Source organism: Halolamina pelagica, assembly GCF_001307315.1.
In the GTDB taxonomy this organism is placed as follows: Archaea; Halobacteriota; Halobacteria; order Halobacteriales; family Haloferacaceae; genus Halolamina; species Halolamina pelagica_B.
In genome coordinates, this window is the sequence record NZ_LGUC01000001.1 from 456,363 (window position 1) to 473,771 (window position 17,409).

The 17,409-nt window shown below is 69.3% G+C and carries 10 protein-coding genes and 7 pseudogenes; 12 read left to right on the top strand and 5 right to left on the bottom strand.

The genetic code is table 11. From position 1 onward, the window contains the following. Positions 1-11 precede the first annotated feature (11 nt). Positions 12-1,243: pseudogene (hmgA, locus tag SY89_RS02450) on the bottom strand (hydroxymethylglutaryl-CoA reductase (NADPH)). 127 nt (positions 1,244-1,370) lie between these two features. Between hmgA and SY89_RS02455 the strand changes: the two are divergent. Then, positions 1,371-2,915: an amidohydrolase gene (locus tag SY89_RS02455; RefSeq protein WP_054583015.1), complete on the top strand. Its 1,545-nt coding sequence runs from the start codon at positions 1,371-1,373 to the stop codon at positions 2,913-2,915. A gap of 26 nt (positions 2,916-2,941) precedes the next feature. Here the strand turns inward: SY89_RS02455 and SY89_RS02460 are convergent, their stop codons facing one another. Beyond that, positions 2,942-3,355 (bottom strand): SHOCT domain-containing protein, encoded by a 414-nt coding sequence (locus SY89_RS02460; protein ID WP_054583016.1) that lies wholly within the window; start codon positions 3,353-3,355, stop codon positions 2,942-2,944. A 120-nt stretch (positions 3,356-3,475) separates the two neighbouring features. Here SY89_RS02460 and SY89_RS02465 point away from each other — a divergent pair, with 120 nt between their 5' ends. The 3 genes and pseudogenes from SY89_RS02465 (at position 3,476) to pyrF (ending at position 4,869) form a co-directional block, all read left to right on the top strand. After that, positions 3,476-3,721, top strand: a complete 246-nt coding sequence (locus SY89_RS02465) for a hypothetical protein (protein ID WP_054583017.1) — start codon at positions 3,476-3,478, stop codon at positions 3,719-3,721. Further along, positions 3,718-3,966: a hypothetical protein gene (locus tag SY89_RS02470; protein WP_054583018.1), complete on the top strand. Its 249-nt coding sequence runs from the start codon at positions 3,718-3,720 to the stop codon at positions 3,964-3,966. The genes SY89_RS02465 and SY89_RS02470 overlap by 4 nt, the downstream gene beginning before the upstream one ends. A gap of 43 nt (positions 3,967-4,009) precedes the next feature. Then, a pseudogene (gene pyrF, locus SY89_RS02475) lies at positions 4,010-4,869 on the top strand (orotidine-5'-phosphate decarboxylase). 3 nt (positions 4,870-4,872) lie between these two features. Here pyrF and SY89_RS02480 read toward each other — a convergent pair. Both SY89_RS02480 and SY89_RS02485 read right to left on the bottom strand, forming a co-directional pair. Continuing rightward, positions 4,873-5,748, bottom strand: coding sequence for a homoserine kinase (locus SY89_RS02480; protein WP_054583019.1), 876 nt, complete (start codon positions 5,746-5,748; stop codon positions 4,873-4,875). Between the two features lie 45 nt (positions 5,749-5,793). After that, complete coding sequence (locus SY89_RS02485; RefSeq protein WP_054583020.1) at positions 5,794-6,045, bottom strand: hypothetical protein; 252 nt, start codon at positions 6,043-6,045, stop codon at positions 5,794-5,796. 177 nt (positions 6,046-6,222) lie between these two features. Between SY89_RS02485 and msrA the strand changes: the two genes are divergently transcribed. Then, positions 6,223-6,756, top strand: a complete 534-nt coding sequence (msrA, locus tag SY89_RS02490) for a peptide-methionine (S)-S-oxide reductase MsrA (protein ID WP_054583021.1) — start codon at positions 6,223-6,225, stop codon at positions 6,754-6,756. Here msrA and SY89_RS02495 read toward each other — a convergent pair whose 3' ends face one another. Continuing rightward, a complete protein-coding gene (locus SY89_RS02495; protein ID WP_054583022.1) occupies positions 6,757-7,404 on the bottom strand; it encodes an HAD family hydrolase in 648 nt (215 codons plus the stop codon). A 60-nt stretch (positions 7,405-7,464) separates the two neighbouring features. Here SY89_RS02495 and SY89_RS02500 point away from each other — a divergent pair, with 60 nt between their 5' ends. From SY89_RS02500 to SY89_RS02525, 7 genes and pseudogenes are all read left to right on the top strand, one after another. Beyond that, positions 7,465-8,253: a topoisomerase DNA-binding C4 zinc finger domain-containing protein gene (locus SY89_RS02500; RefSeq protein ID WP_054583023.1), complete on the top strand. Its 789-nt coding sequence runs from the start codon at positions 7,465-7,467 to the stop codon at positions 8,251-8,253. A 99-nt stretch (positions 8,254-8,352) separates the two neighbouring features. Beyond that, positions 8,353-9,386 (top strand): annotated as a pseudogene (endA, locus tag SY89_RS02505) (tRNA-intron lyase). Between the two features lie 13 nt (positions 9,387-9,399). Continuing rightward, positions 9,400-10,999, top strand: a pseudogene (locus SY89_RS02510) (tryptophan--tRNA ligase). A gap of 308 nt (positions 11,000-11,307) precedes the next feature. Continuing rightward, positions 11,308-12,812, top strand: a pseudogene (gene pheS, locus SY89_RS02515) (phenylalanine--tRNA ligase subunit alpha). Beyond that, a pseudogene (locus SY89_RS19475) lies at positions 12,812-13,258 on the top strand (phenylalanine--tRNA ligase subunit beta); the annotation flags it as partial. The pseudogenes pheS and SY89_RS19475, both read left to right, overlap by 1 nt. A 98-nt stretch (positions 13,259-13,356) precedes the next feature. Beyond that, positions 13,357-14,625: pseudogene (pheT, locus tag SY89_RS02520) on the top strand (phenylalanine--tRNA ligase subunit beta); the annotation flags it as partial. Positions 14,626-14,765: 140 nt separating this feature from the next. Then, positions 14,766-17,405, top strand: a complete 2,640-nt coding sequence (locus SY89_RS02525) for a valine--tRNA ligase (RefSeq protein WP_054583024.1) — start codon at positions 14,766-14,768, stop codon at positions 17,403-17,405. Positions 17,406-17,409 lie beyond the last annotated feature (4 nt).

Sequence of the window (17,409 nt, forward strand, 5' to 3'; positions counted from 1 at the left end):
GCGCCCGGGGCTTACCGGCCCAGCTCCGCGTGCGCGCTCGACAGATTCCGCGAGGCGAGCGCCGAGAGCAGCGAGAGCTCGCCCGCGAGCGCCCCGGTCGCCACACACTCCGCCAGCGCGTCGGCGTTCGAGCCAGCGGGGTCGCCGCCACCGCGGATGCCCAGCACGTCCAGCCCCTCGGACTGCGTCGGGAGCTTCGTGCCGCCACCGACGGTACCGACCTCGATCGAGGCCAGCGAGACCGCGGCGTAGAGGCCGTCCTCCCGGGCTTCGACGGAGACGATCCCGTTGCTCCCCTCGACGACCTGCGCGGCGTCCTGCCCGGTCGCGAGATACATCGCGGCGACGACGTTCGCGACCTGGGCGTTGAAGCCGAGACTGCCGGCTTTCGCGCTGCCGATGAGGTTCTTCCGAGTGTTCACCTCGGCGATCGCCTCGGGCGTGGTTTTCAGCGTCTCTTCGACGAACTCCCGGGGAGTAGCGCCTCCGCGGTGACGCTGCGCCCGCGCCCCTCGACGGCGTTGATCGCGGCGGGCTTTTTGTCCGTACAGAGGTTGCCCGAGAGCGCGACCAGCGAGGCGTCGGTCTCCGCCTCGATCACGTCGCAGGCCTCGCCGGTGGCGATGGTGGCCATGTTCATCCCCATCGCGTCGGCGGTGTCGTAGCGGAAGCGCAGGAACACGTTGTCGCCGACGACGTACGGCGTCACGTCCAGCAGTTTCCCGTGGCTCGTCGTCGACTCGGCGGCCTCCCGCAGCAGGTCGGTGTCGTCCCGGACCCACTCCGCGAGCGCCTGGGACTCGGCGATCCCGCTCGTCTGGAAGACGGGTGCGCGAGTCATCCCCTGTTTCGTGACCCGGGCGGTCGCGCCGCCGGCGTCGTCGATGACGGAGAGCCCACGGTTGACCGAGGCCAGCAGCGCGCCCTCTGTCGTCGCCAGCGGGAGGTACGTCTCGCCGGAGTACGCGCCGCCGTCGATCGTGACGGGGCCGGCGACGCCCATCGGGATCTGGGCGGCGCCGATCATGTTCTCGATGTTGGAGCCCGCCGCCTTCTCGGCCGGGAAGCTGTAGTCGCCGGTGGTGTCCAGTTCGGCGCCGGAGTGGCGCTCCACCACCAGCCGCCGGGCCGCGGCGGCGGTGTCGGCGTCGGCGTGCTCTCCGAGTTCGTACAGCCGGAGGTCGCCGCTCTCGACCCGGTCGGCGAGTTCCTCCGCGGTGTCGGCGTCGACGCGGTCGGTCATGCCCCGGGTTCCGCCGGGGCGGGCAAACCGTTACCGATCCGCGGCGGCCGGGCGCGCGCCGTCGCGGCCCCGCGTCGGCTCGCCCGGTTCCCGAACGGTTTTGGCCGGTCCGACCCGCGCTCCACCAATGACCGAGGCCGCCGACACCGTCTTCATCGACGGCGAGATCCACACGCTGACCGATCCAGACGAGACCCACGAGGCCGTCGCCGTCCGGGACGGCGAGATCGTCCGGCTGGGAACCACCTACGACGTGGAGTTCCTCGCGGGCACCGACACCGAGGTGATCGACCTCGACGGGCGCGTGCTCCTCCCGGGGTTCATCGACGCCCACACCCACCTCACCACCGTCGGGAAGTACCTCGTCCACGCCGATCTCTCGGCGGCCGGGGACCTCGACTCGGCGGTCTCGATCCTGCGGGAGCACGCCGCCGAAACCGACGGCCCCGAGGATGGTGAATGGGTACGGGGCTACGGCTACGACGAGAGCACCTGGCCCGAGGACCGCTACCTCGACCGCGAGGACTTAGACGCCGTGAGCGAGGCGCGCCCGGTCGTCGCGTTCCGCGAGGACATGCACGTCGCCTCCGTCAACAGCGTCGTGCTCGACCGCTACGAGCGCGAGATGGCGCAGGCCAACGTCCACTACGAGGACGGGGAGCCGACGGGCGTCCTGGTGGAGGAGGCCGTCGACGTGCTCTACGAGGCCGTCGCCCCCGACACCGACGAGACCGAACGCCTCGTCGCGGCCGCGCAGACACACGCCAACGAGCGCGGCGTCACCGGGATCCACGACATGGTTCGGGGCTCCTACGCCCCGGAGGTGTACCGCGAGCTGGACCTCGCCGACGAACTCTCGCTGCGGGTTCGGGTGAACTACTGGGCCGACCACCTCGACGCGCTGATCGAGACCGGGCTCAGAACCAACCACGGCTCCGGGATGGTCCAAACGGGGGCGATCAAGACCTACACTGACGGCTCCTTCGGCGGCCGCACGGCCCGCGTCTCCGAGGCGTACGACGACGACCCCGCGGAGCACGGCTCCTGGGTTGTCGACCCCGAGGAGCTCCAGGAGATCGTCCAGCGCGCCGACGACGCCGGCTTTCAGGTCACCGCCCACGCCATCGGCGACGAGGCCATCGACGCGGTGCTCGACGCCTACGCGGCGACCGACGACCCCGGCGGGATGCGCCACCGCGTCGAGCACGTGGAACTCGCCTCCGACGAGGCGATCCAGCGCTTCGCCGACATGGGCGTCGTCGCCTCCGTCCAGCCGAACTTCCTCAAGTGGGCGAAGCCGGGCGGGCTCTACGACTCCCGGCTCGGCGACCGCCGGACGGAGACGAACCGCTACGCGCTGCTCGAGGACGCGGGCGCGCCCCTCGCGTTCGGCTCTGACTGCATGCCGCTCGACCCGTTACTGGGCGTCCACCACGCCGTCACCACCGATGTCGACGCCCAGCGGCTCTCGGTCACCGACGCGCTGCGAGCGTACACGCTCGGCGCAGCGTACGCCGGCTTCGACGAGGAGCGACTCGGCACCGTCGAGCCCGGGAAGCTCGCGGACTTCACCGTGCTCGAGCGCTCGCCGTGGGAGCACACGACCGAGATCGAGGGGATCGACGTGGCGATGACGGTCGTCGACGGCGAAGTCGTCTACGACGGCCGGTAACGACCAATTCGCCCGGGAACGGCGTGCTACCGCTCGACCGCGGGCGCTCGCTCACGCGCGCCCTCCCCCTCGGGCCGGGCGCCGCTCTCCAGCAGCCGATCCATTCGTGCCTCGAACTCCGCGTCGGTGAGCTCGCCCGCGGCGTAGCGCTGCTGGAGCGTTTCGATCGGTTCGGGCTCCCGCTCGGGCGTCGACGGCGCACTGGCGGCGGGGTTGGCGGCGCCGGGCGCGGCCGCGGCCTGTTCGGCGAGCCCGGAACCCAATGAGACCGCCAGCCCGGCCGCCGCGACGGTGAAAAGCACCGCGAGCACGATCGCGGGGGTGGAGCCCGCCATCGCCGTCGAGAGGACGCCGACCATCGACGCGACGAGCATGGCGCCGGTGAGGATCATCCGAACCCGGGGGCTGGAGGGGGCGACGCGGTGGACCAGATCGCTCATGTCGGGCTGCTATTGCTCTCGGCCAAAATAGCTTCTCCCCTCGTCGCGCCTCGTACCGGCGGGCGGCGCCTACCGCAGTCGGGGGAAAAGCCCATGCACCGAGCGACCCAACGTCGAGCTATGCTCCTCCAGATTCCCGGCGGCCCGGAACTGCTGATCATCTTCCTCGTGATGGCGCTGCTCGTCGGCGTCCCGGTGGTCCTCGTGGGACTGTTTCTGGTCGTTCGGGCCATCGGTAGCGACGGCGACGACGAGGTCGCCGAACTCAAAGCCCGGATCGAGGAGCTGGAAGCGCAGGTCGCGGCCGGCAGCGAGGCGGCCCACAACGAAGTGACGGTCGAGGACGACCGGCGGGAGGAGCAGTGACCCCGCTGCAGGTTCCCGGCGGCATCGAGATCCTCGTGATCCTGCTCGTGCTGCTGTTCAACTTCGTCGTGATCGCCCTGGTGGTGCTGGGGATCGTGTTCCTCTCCAGACGCTGGGGCGGCGCCGACGAGTCGGAGCTCGACGCGCTTCGGGACCGGGTCGCGGATCTGGAGGCGCAGGTCGAAGCGTTGGCCGCGCGCGGCGACGAGGCGGCTGGCGACGAGGGGACCGGGGACGACCGCTGACGGAAACGGCAGGGTTCTTACTCCGGCAGCGCGCGCTTCGGGTATGTCCTTCTTCGACGACCTCGCCGCCCGTATCGACGCCGTCGACAGCGTCGTCTCCGTGGGGCTGGACGCTGACCTCGACCGCATCCCGTCGTTCCTCGACGATCGGGACCTCCCGCGTTGGGCGTTCAACCGCCGCATCATCGACGCCACCCACGAGCACGCCGCCTGCTACAAGCCCAACGCCGCGTTCTACGAGGACGCCGACGGCTGGCGCGCGCTCCGGGAGACCGTCGCCTACGCCCACGGCAAGGGCGTTCCCGTCCTGCTCGACGCGAAACGCGGGGACATCGGCAACACCGCACGCCAGTACGCGCAGGTGCTCGACGAAGTCGACGCGATCACCGTCAATCCCTACATGGGCGGCGACTCCCTGCAGCCGTTTCTCGCCGACGCCGATGCGGGGGTGTTCGTGCTCTGTCGCACCTCCAACCCCGGCGGCGCGGACCTGCAGGATCTCGAACTCGCCTCGGGGAACCGCTGTACGAGCGCGTCGCCGCGCTGGCGGACACGTGGAACGAACACGGCAACGTCGGCCTCGTCGTCGGCGCGACCGCCCCCGAGGAGCTGGAGACGGTGCGGGAGATCGTCCCCGAGATCCCGTTTCTCGTGCCGGGCGTCGGCGCGCAGGGCGGCGATGCGGAGGCCGCGGTGGCGCACGGTCTCGCCGAGCGCGAGGGCGCCGGCGTCGACGTGGGGCTCGTCAACTCCTCGCGCGGGATCATCTTCGCCGGCGAGGAGGTCGGCCGCAACACGGTTTCGGGGCCGTCCGGCGGCCACGACCCGGACGAAGCCGCCTACTTCGGCGCCGCGGGCGACGCCGCCGAGCGGCTGAAAACCCGACTGAACCGGTACCGCTGAGGATCAGACGAACTCCGCGCCGCCGCCGGTCCAGGTCCGGTAGGCCCGGGCGCGCTCGCCGTTCTCCGCGAACGCCTCGACCATCGCCGCCGCGACGTCGCGGCGGCGGTCGGGCGGGCAAACCGCGAGCACGCCCGGACCGGAGCCGCTGACCGTCACGCCGTGGGCGCCGGCCTCGCGGGCGGCGTCGGCGGCGTCGTCGTAGCCGGTGATGAGGGCGGCCCGGTGGGGCGTGACCACCTCGTCGGCCATTCCCGCACCGACGAGCGCCGGGTCGGAGCGGCACATCCCCACCGCGAGCGTCGCCGCGTTGCCGACCGTCGCCACCAGCTCCTCGATAGTGACGTGAGTCGGCACCACCTCGCGAGCGTCGCGGGTGGAGATGGGCTCCTCGGGCAGGCAGGCCACGAGCGGGACGTTCGTCTCGATCGAGCGGACGCCGTCGGCGGTGGCGATCGTGAACCCGCCGAGCAGCGCGGGGGCGACGTTGTCGGCGTGGGCGGCGCCGGAGACGACGGCCTCGCCCTCGGCGGCGATGGGGACCAGCTCCTCGCGGGTGAGGCCGCGGTCGTAGAGGTCGTTGAGCGCGAGCGCCGCGCCCGCGGCGGAGGCGGCCGAGGAGCCCAATCCGGAGGCGGGCCTGACGCCCTTGTCGATCTTGATGTGGGCCGGGGCGTCGAGCGCCCGCGCGACGGCGCCGACGGTGTTCTTCGCCGGGTCCTCGGGGATGAACTGCGCCCCCGCGCCGGTCACCTCGATGGTGGTGCGATCGGCGCGTTCGACGCTGACGATGTCGGCCGGGCGCGAGAGCGCGACGCCGAAACTGTCGTAGCCGCTACCGAGGTTCGCGCTGGTCGCCGGAGCCCGGACTGTTCGCATGCGGAGTCGTACCGCGGATCGCGCGAAAAAACTGGCGCTCGCTCGCTACTCGTCGGCGATGGAGAAGATCATCGGCGCGATGATGACCAGTGCCAGGCCGAGGAACAGGTAGATTCGGGAGTTGACTGCCTGTGGCGTCAGCAGGAAGATCAGGCCGAACGCACCGAAATGCAGGCCGAGCACCTTCTTCGACCCGAGCCCGAGCAGGCCGATCGTTCCCAGGGCGAACACGAGCAACAGCACCTGCCCGATCTCGTAGTTGAGCAGGAAACTGTCGATGACCTGGAGCGGGAGCATCTCTTATGACTTCTCTGTCCGAACGGCGCTTTAAAGTTCTGTTCTCCGCCCGGGCTCGCCGCCCCATGTGTTGCCGCCCCGACAGCCCCGGATCGGGCACAGTACAGGCTTCACTCGCCGTCGGCGACGCCTGCCACTCGCGCCACATACATACGCTCCCGTGCCGTACCGGCGGGTATGACCCAAACAGCGACACTCGGCGGCGGCTGCTTCTGGTGTGTCGAGGCGGCGTTCGAGGAGCTCGCGGGCGTCGAAGACGTGACCTCCGGCTACGCCGGCGGCCACGCCGAGGACCCGACCTACCGCGAAGTCTGCTCCGGCAACACGGGCCACGCCGAAGTGGTCCAGATCGAGTACGACGAGGACGTGCTGGAGTACGAGGACGTGCTGGAGGTGTTCTTCACGATCCACGATCCCACCCAACTGAACCGCCAGGGGCCAGACGTGGGGAGTCAGTACCGCTCGATCGTCCTCACCCACGACGACACCCAGCAGGAACTCGCAACGGCCTACGTCGAGGCGCTCGACGAGGAGGGCGGCTACGACGACGCCGTCGTCACCGAGGTCGAGCCCCTCGAGACGTTCTACCGCGCCGAGGAGAAACACCAGAACTACTTCGAGAAGAACCCCGACGACGCGTACTGCACGATGCACGCCAAGCCGAAAGTCGAGAAGGTCCGCGAGAAGTTCGAGCAGAAGGCGCAGGCCTGATCAGTCCGCCAGCCGCCCCAGCAGCTCTTCGCGCAGTTCGTCGCTCCCCGCACAGACCACGTCACACGCCGAGAGATCCGTCTCGGCGTTGTGCTCGACGCGGTAGCCGACGACGACCATCCCGGCCCGATCGGCCGCGAGCGAGCCGTTCCGGGAGTCCTCGACGGCCACACACCCTGCCGGATCGACGCCGAGCCGGTCGGCTGCGGCCTCGTAGATGTCGGGCTCGGGCTTCCCCGGGCCAGGGACCTCGTCGTTCGAGAGAACGAGGTCGAACGTCAGGCCGAACCGGTCGAGGACGTACCCCATCCACGTCGGCGGCGACGAGGAAACGAGGCCGACCGGGACTCCCGATCCGCGAGCGGCCTCCCGAACGTCCCCGAACCCAGCGAGGAGTTCGACCCGTTCCCGATAGATCTTCGCGGCGGTCTCGTCGTACAGGTCGACGAACTCGGCTTCCGAGACGGTCGTCTCGTAGTGGGCATCGAGGTACTCGTAGATCTCCCGGTACGGCATGCCCGTGATCTCGTCCAGGTCCGGCACGTCGCCGGCGAGCACCGTAGGCAGCAGTTCCCCGCGTTCGGCGGGGTGCCAGTAGTCCTCGGAGTCGACGACGACGCCGTCCATGTCGAACAGCAGCGCGTCCATGATCGCCGTACCGTTGCCCCCGCCATCGCGTTTGGGGTTTCGGGCCGACGCTCAAGGCGGATGCCGGGACCACTCCCGCGCGTGACCGAGACGATCCGGCTGTTCGCGGGCGACTGCACTGTCGAGTTCGAGGGCGAGCGCGAGCGCACCCAGCGCGGCTACGTGGTGGTCGTGGTGAAGCCCGACCGCACCGTGCTGGTCCACGACGCCGAGGGGTACCAGCCCGTGGCGTGGCTCACCCGCGCGGACGAGCTCACGACCGAGACCGAGGGCGACTCCTTCTCGATCGTCGCCCGGAGCGGCGAGCAGGAACTGCGCGTGGCCTCCGAGGCGCCGACGGGGCGCCGCGAGTTCCCGGCGAGCGAGGCGGGCGTGCCGGTGGGGACCTGCCCCGACTGCGGCGACGCGCTCGTGCGTGCGGGCGGGGAGGTGACATGTCTGGGCTGTGACGCTGCCCACGGGCTCCCCGCCGGGGCGACCGTCCTCGATGAGTCCTGCGACGACTGCGGGTTGCCGAAAATGCGGGTCGAGCGCGGCGAGCGCTTCGAACTCTGTGTGGACTGGCAGTGCGACTCGCTGGCCGACGCCGTCGCCGACGCGCTCGACGGCCGGTGGGACTGCCCGGACTGTGGCGCACCGCTGGGCGTGGTCTCCCGCGGCAACCGACCGTTCCTCGGCTGCGAGGGGTATCCGGACTGCGAGACGACGTTCTCGATCCCGGCGGGCGTGGTGGTGTGTGAGTGCGCCTGCGGGCTCCCGGTGTTCGAGACCGCGGCCGGCCGGCGCTGCCTGGACGGGACCTGTGACCAGTACTACGAGTCGGGGGTCGACACCACGACCGGGCCCTGAGCGGCGCCCGTGCCGTCGGGCGCCCGCCGCGCTCGCGGCCTGCCACAGCCGCCGCGGGCTACCACAGTCCCTATACCTGCCGACCCGGGAGGTAGGGCCATGAACGGGACCCTTCGCGACGGCGTCGTCCACCTCTCGGGCAACGCCAGACAGCAGTTCTACGACTCCGGGGGTACGGCCGCCCGGCCGGCGGGAGCGACCTCGAACTCGCGCCGGTGGAGGCCGCCCACCTGCTCTACCGCGGCGACATCGACGCTGTCGTGGACGAAGAGGGAGCGTCGATGGGGTTCCGGGAGTTCCTCACCCGGACCGACGCGGTGCTCTCCTTCGTTGTGTACAAAGACCTCCGCGATCGCGGCTTCTACCTCTCGCCAGCCCGCGAGGGCTGGGTCGACCCGAGCGTCGACGACGCGACGGATTTCGTGGTCTACCCGCGCGGGAAGGGGCCGAGCGACGACGAGATCGCCCACCGGCTCCGGGTCGTCGGCGAGCGCGCGCCGCTGCCGGCCGCGAGCATCGACGAGCACGTGCTCGCTGTCGTCGACGAGGACGGCGAGCTTACCTACCTCGGCACGGAGTGGCTCTCGCCGTCGGGGAACGCCGACCCGCCGCTGCCCGACTCGCTGGACGCGACGCTGACCGACGACCGCCTGCTGGTCTGGGACCCGCCCGCGGCGCTGTACGCGGACGGCTTCTTCGGCCAGCGGCTCGCGGGCCGGAACGCCGACGCCGGGCCGCTCCAGCTCTCGCTGCTCGAGGCCGCGTATCTCGCCCACAACGACTGCCTCGACGTCGATGCTGCGACCGTCCAAGGGCACGCCGAGGCGGTCGAGGGCGAGCGGTTCCGCCGACGCTACGCCGCGTACGAGGCGCTTCGGGACGCCGGCGCCGTCCCCAAGTCCGGCTTCAAGTTCGGCGCCGACTTCCGGGTGTACGAGTCCTTCGACGGCGTCGCCGACCTGGGCCACTCGGACAAACTGGTCCGGGTGGTGGAGCCGGGCCACGAGTTCCTCCCCCGGGAGCTGTCGCTCGACGTGCGGCTGGCCGGCGGGGTTCGCAAGCGAATGGTTTTTGCGCTGACCGAGCCGAAGGACGGAATAGATTGGCTCTGCGTCGAGCGAATCACGCCGTGACGCGAGGTCTACGATGACTGAGGATACACCCACACCGAAGACCGACGGGGGCACCGACAGCGTAGCAAGCGACGACGTCGCCCTCGACCCGTGGGGATCCTCGACCATCGAGGACTACCGCAAACTGTTCGAGCAGTTCGGTATCGAGGAGTTCGACGCCGACGAAGTCCCCGACCCACACTACCTGATGCGCCGTGGCGCCATCTTCGGCCACCGCGAGTACGAGCGCGTCGCCGAGGCGATGGCGAACGACGAGCCGTTCGCGGCGCTTTCGGGGTTCATGCCGACGGGCGACCCCCACATCGGCCACAAGATGGTGTTCGACGAGCTCATCTGGCACCAGCAGCAGGGCGGCGAGGTGTACGGCCTGATCGCCGACCTCGAAGCCCACTCCGCCCGGGGATGTCCTGGGACGAGATCGACGAGCACGCCCGGAGCTACCTGCTCTCCTTCATCGCGCTGGGGTTCGACGTGGAGGACGGCGAGCTCTACCGCCAGTCGGACAACCGCGTCCTGCAGGATCTCGCCTTCGAGATCGGCTCGACGACGAACTTCTCGGAGTTCGAGGCGATCTACGGCTTCGGCGGCGAGACCAACGTCAGCCACATGCAGTCGGTGGTCACCCAGCTGGCGGACATCCTCTACCCCCAGCTCGACGAGCCGATGCCGACGGTGATCCCGGTCGGGCCGGATCAGGACCCGCACGTCCGGTTCGCCCGCGACGCCGCCGCCCGGATGCGCTACTTCAAGGTGACCGAGGCGTTCGCCTCCTTCGAACTCGACGACGCGGAGCGCGACCTGTTCCGGGCGCTGTACGACGAGCTGACCGAGCCCGACGACGTGGACACCGACGATCTGCGGTGTGAGGACGCCGCCGAGCAGCTCCTGGCGTTCGTCAACGATTCCTCGACGGCCGTCGACGCCGATCCGTCGACCCGCGACTCGCTGGTCGAGAAGCTCGAGAACGGCGGCAAGGAGCCGATCCGCCCCCGCGTGCGCTTCCTCGACCGCAACGCCAACGAGGCGGCGTTCGACGCGTTGATAGAAGCGATCCCGGGCGAGAAGCGCCGCTACGACGCCCACATCGACAGCTTCGACCTCGACCCTGCGGAAGCCGAGGAGATCGCCCGCGAGATCGAGATCGACCACGACGGCTACGGCTTCCAGGCGCCGTCGTCGATCTACCACCGCTTCATGACCGGGCTCACCGGGGGAAGATGTCCTCCTCCATCCCGGCGTCGCACATCTCCCTGCTCGACGACCCCGAGGACGGCTACGACAAGGTGAAGTCCGCGGCCACTGGCGGACGTGCGACCGCCGAGAAGCAGCGAGAACTCGGCGGGGAGCCCGACGAGTGCCCGGTGTACGAGCTGTACGCCTACCTGCTCGCCGAGGGCGACGACGAGTTCGCGGCCCGGGTGTACGAGGAGTGCGCCGAGGGTGAGCGACTCTGTGGCGGCTGCAAGGAGCAGGCCGCGGAGCTGATGCGGGAGTTCCTCGCAGAGCACCAGGAGAAACGCGAGGAGGCGAAGGAGGTCCTCGCGGACGTGGACATCGACCTCTCGAGTGAGCGGCGCGGCCTCGGCGGGAAGGAAGAGGAAGACGCGGTGTAGGCAGACGGCGCATCGCGGCAGTGCCGCGACGGCGCTCGGGCGCCTCGACCGACTGCCGCCCTGCGTTCGCTCGCCCCGTTCGCGGAAGCTTTTTGCGAGAGCGGGGGAATCACGACGTATGGCGCCCGACACCGCCACCCGCACGAATCGCCTCGCAGCCGCCGGTCGCGGGGTCGGGTTCTTTTTCGCCTGAGTCGGTCGGCGGAGCCCGGGAGCGGTGCGGACCGGGCGAAACCGACCGAGCGGGCAGCACCGCCCCGGAGCGACGACGCCGGGGCGACCGATCAGCGACACACACCACTCACCACATGCGACTTCCGGAACGACAGGTCGCGGCCCTGGAGGCCGCGAGCGCGACCGACGCACAGCCGATCCCCGACCTCGCCGCCGAGGCGGGGATCGACGAGGCGGCAGCCACGACTGCCGTCTTCGAACTGGAGGAGGAGGGGCTCGTCACCGTCGAGAGCGAGACCGAGGAGACGGTCTCGCTCACCGACGAAGCCCGCGACTATCTCGACGAGGGGCTGCCCGAGGTCCGGCTCTACCGGGGCGCCGTCGAGGCCGGCGCCGACGAGACGCCGGTCCAGATGGGGCAAGTCATCGGCGCCTCGGGTCTGGCGGGCCCACAGGTCGACATCGCGCTGTCGAACTTCGCTCGCAAGGGGTACGGCGAGATCGACAGCGGCGAACTCGCCGCCGACCCCACCGCCGACCCCAACTCGGACCCGGAGGCTGCGGCGCTCGAAGCGCTCGACGCCGGCGAGGCCGTCGACGACGAGTCGCTGCTCGACCGCCTCGCAGAGCGCGGCCTGATCGAGCGCGAGGAGCACACCGTCCGATCGGTGCTGCTGGCCGACGCCGGCGTCGACGCGCTGATGGCCGGCGTCGAGGCCGCCGAGACCGCCGACCGACTCACTCCCGAGATGCTGACCTCGGGGAGTGGGAGGACGTGGAGTTCACCGACTACAACGTCGAGGCCGACGCGACCGAGGCCGGCTCGGGGAAGGTCCACGTGCTCCGGCAGGCCGCCGAGCGCGTGAAGGACGTGCTCGTCGGGATGGGGTTCCAGGAGATGGACGGCCCCCACGCCGACGCGGACTTCTGGATCAACGACGCGCTGTTCATGCCCCAGGACCACCCTGCGCGCACCCACTGGGACCGCTTCGCGCTGGACGTGGACCCGATCGAGGAGCTGCCGGAGGAGCTCCTCCAGGCCGTCGAGAACGCCCACCGCGAGGGTGTGGGCCCGGACGGCGACGGCTACCACTCGCCGTGGAGCGAGGAGTTCGCCCGGGAGGTCGCGCTGCGCGGGCATACGACCTCGCTGTCGATGCGGTATCTCTCCGGGGCCGCCGAGGGCGATCTCGAGCCGCCACAGCGGTACTTCTCCGTGGAGAAGGCGTACCGGAACGACACCATCGACTCGACGCACCTGCTCGAGTTCTTCCAGATCGAGGGTTGGGTGATGGCCGAGGAGCTCTCGGTGCGTGATCTGATGGGCACCTTCGAGGAGTTCTACGCCCAGTTCGGCATCACCGACGTGCAGTTCAAACCCCACTACAACCCCTACACCGAGCCCAGCTTCGAGCTGTTCGGCCGCCATCCCGAGACGGACGAACTGATCGAGATCGGCAACAGCGGGATCTTCCGCGAGGAGGTGCTCTCGCCGCTGGGCGTCGAGTGTGACGTGATGGCCTGGGGGCTCGCGCTGGAGCGGCTGGCGATGCTGTACACCGGCGCCGAAGACATCCGCGACCTGCACGGCACGCTCGCGGATCTGGAGTTCCTGCGGAACGCGGAGGTGATCTACTGATGCCCGTCGTCGATATCGACACTGACGAACTGCGCCGGCTGACCGGCCACGAGGAGAAGGACGACGACCAACTGAAGCAGGACCTGTTCGGCCTCGGGCTGGAGTTCGAGGGCGAGACCGAGGACGGCGATCTGCAGTTCGAGTTCGCCCCCGACCGCCTCGACCGGCTCTCCGTCGAGGGCGTCGCCCGCTCGCTGCGCTACCAGTACGGCGACGACCGGGGGTGGACGTCCCGAGCATCAACGACGCCGAGTGGACGATCACGGTCGACGAGTCCGTCCCGGCCGAGCGCCCGTACGTCGCGGGCGCGGTCGTTCGCGGGGTGGATCTGGACGAGGACGCGCTGGACTCGCTGATCCAACTACAGGAGAAGCTCCACGCGACGATGGGTCGCAAGCGCGCGAAGGGCGCCATCGGCATCCACGACCTCGCGATGCTGAAAGGCGAGCGCATCGAGCAGCGCGAGGTCGGCGTGGAGAACGAACTCGAACCGCCGGAGGATCTCACCCCCGTCGGCGGCGACGCGGGGCCGACCGACGTGGGCGGCCCGACGATCACCTACCGCGGCATCGATCCGGAGGGCGACGAGTTCGTGCCGCTCGACGCCGATCGGGGGATGACGCCCGCCGAGGTGCTGACCGACCACCCGACCGGCGAGGAGTACGCCGACATCGTCAGCGAGTACGAGCGTTACCCCGCCATCTACGACGAACTGGGGTTGTTCTCGTTCCCGCCGGTGATCAACGGCCAGCGGACCGAGGTAACGACGGAGTCCCGCGAGCTACTCGTCGAACTCACCGGCACCGACCAGTGGACGATCGACCGGATGCTGGCGATCATCTGCTACGCGCTCGACGCCCGCGGGGCGACGATCGAGGCGGTTGACGTGGTGTACGACGAGGACGCCGCCGGCGAGCGTGCGGGCGATCACCTCGTCCGCCCCGAACTCGACGTTCGGAAGAAGACGGTCTCCCACGAGCAGATCGAGACCACGCTCGGCGTCGAGTTGGAGATGGAGACGGTCGTCGACCTGTTCGAGCGCTCCGGGCTGGACGTGACGACGAACCTGGGCGAGCGGACCGAGTACGAGGTGGCGATCCCGCCGTACCGCGTCGACGTGCTCCACCCGGCCGACCTCGTCGACGACGTGGGGCGGGCGTACGGCTTCGACGATCTCAAGCCCAAATACCCCGACATCGGCACTATCGGCGGCCGCCACGAGCGGAGCCGGCTGGAGCGTGCCACCCGGACCGCGCTCGTCGGCCTCGGCTTCGAGGACCTACTGAACTTCCACCTCTCCTCGCCGGAAGAGAACTACGCGCGCATGGGCGTCGAGGAGGGCAGCGACCACCTCGGCGGCGGCGAGTCGGTGGACGTCACCAGCGCCTACAGCGAGGACTACACCCAACTCCGGACGTGGGCGCTGCCGTCGATCATGCACGTCCTGGAGAACAACACCCACCGGCGCTACCCCCAGGAGCTCGCCGAGGTGGGCTTCGTCGCAGCGCAGGACGATGAGGAGAACACCCACGTCGCGGAGCACCGCACGGTCGCGGCCGCCATCGCGCGCACCGACGCGACGTACGAGGACATCAAGGGCAAACTGCAGGCGCTCGTGAGCGAGTTCGACGCGAGCCTGGAGACGCCCGCCACCGAGCACCCGAGCTTCATCGACGGCCGCGCCGCCGAGGTCGTGATCGACGGCGACAGCGTGGGCGTCATCGGCGAACTCCACCCGAAACTGCTGGTCGAACGCGATCTGGAGGTGCCGGTCGCGGCGTTCGAGTTCCGGCTCGACGCGCTGGCGAACTGACCAGTCCGCTCGGTCTCCTTCTCAACCACGACTGATGGTCGTCCTGGGGAGCGTCTCGGATTCACGTCACGGTTGGCAGGGGGACGCCTACCCACAGGACCGAGCTATTTAACAGGCGTTCACGGGAACGTTCACGCAACATGCCCAGCGGCCCGTACGACGCCGACGCCGTCGAAGAGAAGTGGCAGCAGCGGTGGCTCGACGAGGACACCTACGCCTACCGCGAGGGCGAGGTAGACGACCCGAACACCGCCTTCGCTATCGACACGCCGCCGCCCACGGTGTCGGGGAGCCTCCACTGGGGCCACGTGTACGGGACGGTGCTACAGGACATCGTCGCCCGCTTCACCCGGATGCAGGGCGAGGAGGTGTACTACCCCTTCGGCTACGACGACAACGGGATCGCCTCCGAGCGACTGACCGAGCGCGAACTCGACATCCGCCACCAGGACTACGAGCGCAAGGAGTTCCAGCAGAAGTGTCGCGAGGTCTGTGCGGAGTTCGAAGACGAGTTCACCGAGAACATGCAGTCCTTTGGCTTCTCGATCGACTGGGACAACACCTACCGCACGATCGAGCCCCGCGTTCAGCGCATCTCGCAGCTCTCGTTCATCGATCTCTACGAGCAGGGCAAGGAGTACCGCAAGCGCGCGCCGGCGATCTGGTGTCCGGAGTGTGAGACGGCGATCTCGCAGGTCGAAACCGAGGACGACGAGCAGGACAGCCACTTCCACGACATCGCATTCGATGTCGTCAACGCCGACTCGGCTGGGCAAGAGGAGTTCACCATCTCGACGACGCGCCCCGAACTGCTCCCTGCCTGTGTCGCGGTGTTCGTCCACCCCGACGACGAGGCGAACCAGAACCTCGTCGGCCAGGCGGCACGCGTCCCGCTGTTCGGTCACGAGGTCCCGATCATCGCCGACGAGCGCGTCGACATGGAGACGGGCTCGGGGATCGTGATGTCCTGTACGTTCGGCGATCAGACCGACATCGAGTGGTACCAGGCGCACGACCTGGACCTCCGGGTCGCCATCGACGAGTCCGGCCACATGACCGAGGTCGCCGACGAGTACGAGGGGATGTCTTCCGCGGACGCGCGGGAGGCGATCGTCGCCGACCTCGACGAGACGGGCGCGCTGCTGGACCGCTGGCCGATCACCCACACCGTCAACGTCCACGAGCGCTGTGGCACCGGAGTGGAGTTCCTCGTTGCCGACCAGTGGTACGTCGAGATGCTCGACAGCACCGACGAGTACCTCGAGGCCGGCCGGGAGATGGACTGGTACCCCGAGAAGATGTTCTCCCGGTACAAACACTGGATCGAGGGGCTCCAGTGGGACTGGTGTATCTCTCGCCAGCGATCCTCGGGCATCCCGTTCCCTGTCTGGTACTGCGATGAGTGTGACGGGGCGGTCATGGCCGAGAAGGCCGACCTGCCCGTCGATCCGCTCTCGGACGACCCGCCCGTCGACGCCTGCCCCGAGTGTGGCCACGACGAGTTCGTCCCCGAGGACGACGTGTTCGACACGTGGGCCACCTCCAGCCTGACGCCGCTGATCAACGCCGGCTGGGACTGGGACGAGGACGCCGGGGAGTTCACGATGGACAACCCCGAGCTGTTCCCGATGGATCTCCGGCCCCAGGGCCACGACATCATCAGCTTCTGGCTGTTCCACACGGTCGTGAAGTGCTACGAGCACACCGGCGAGGTGCCCTTTGACTCGGTGATGATCAACGGGATGGTGCTCGACGAGAACCGCAAGAAGATGTCCAAATCGAAGGGCAACGTCGTCAGCCCCCAGGAGGTCAAAGCGCAGTTCCCCGTCGACGCCGCGCGGTTCTGGGCGGCCGGAAGCTCCATCGGCGACGACCTGCCGTACCAGGAGAAGGGGCTGCGCGCCGGCGAGAAGCTGCTCCAGAAGCTCTGGAACGCGTCGAAGCTGGTCGACTCGCTAACCCCGGAGACGACCCCGGAGATCGACGACGAGGAGCTGTCGGCGCTCGACCGCTGGCTGCTGGCCGAACTCGACGCCGAGGCCGAGTTCGTCCGGGAGAAGCTCGAGAACCGAGAGTTCTCGAAGGCGCGGGACAGCCTGCGGAGCTTCTTCTGGGGGACGTTCTGTGACGACTACCTCGAGATCGCCAAACAGCGCGTCCGCGAGGAGGACGACGAGTCCGCGAAGTACACGCTGACGGTCGCACACCGACGGTTCCTGCAGCTGTTCGCGCCGGTGCTCTCACACATCACCGAGGAGATCTGGCAGGAGATGTACAGCGAGGGTACCGGCTTCGAGAGCGTCCACCGGACCGCGTGGCCTGAGCCAACGGGCATCGACGCCGACCACGCGGCCGGCGAGACGGCGATGGCCGTCGTCGGCGCGCTCCGGCGGTACAAGAGCGAGCGCCAACTCCCGCTCAACGCCGAACTCTCGGCGGTCTCCGTCTACGGGGAGATCGCCGGGTTCGAGAACGACATCCGGAACGTGATGCACGTCGACCGGCTCGAGACGCTCGAGTCCGAGCCCGAGATCGAGTCGGTCGTCACCGGGATCGACCTCGACTACTCGATCGTCGGGCCGGAGTATGGCGCCGACGTGTCCGACATCGACGCCGGGATCGAGCGCGGCGAGTACGAGATCAGGGACGACGGCGAGACCCTCGCCGTGGCGGGTCACGAGCTCTCGGCCGACGAGTTCAGCGTCGAGCGCGAGCGACAGTACACCGGCGAGGGCGAGATGCTCGAAGCCGACGACGCGCTCGTGATCGTCCGAGAGTAAGAGA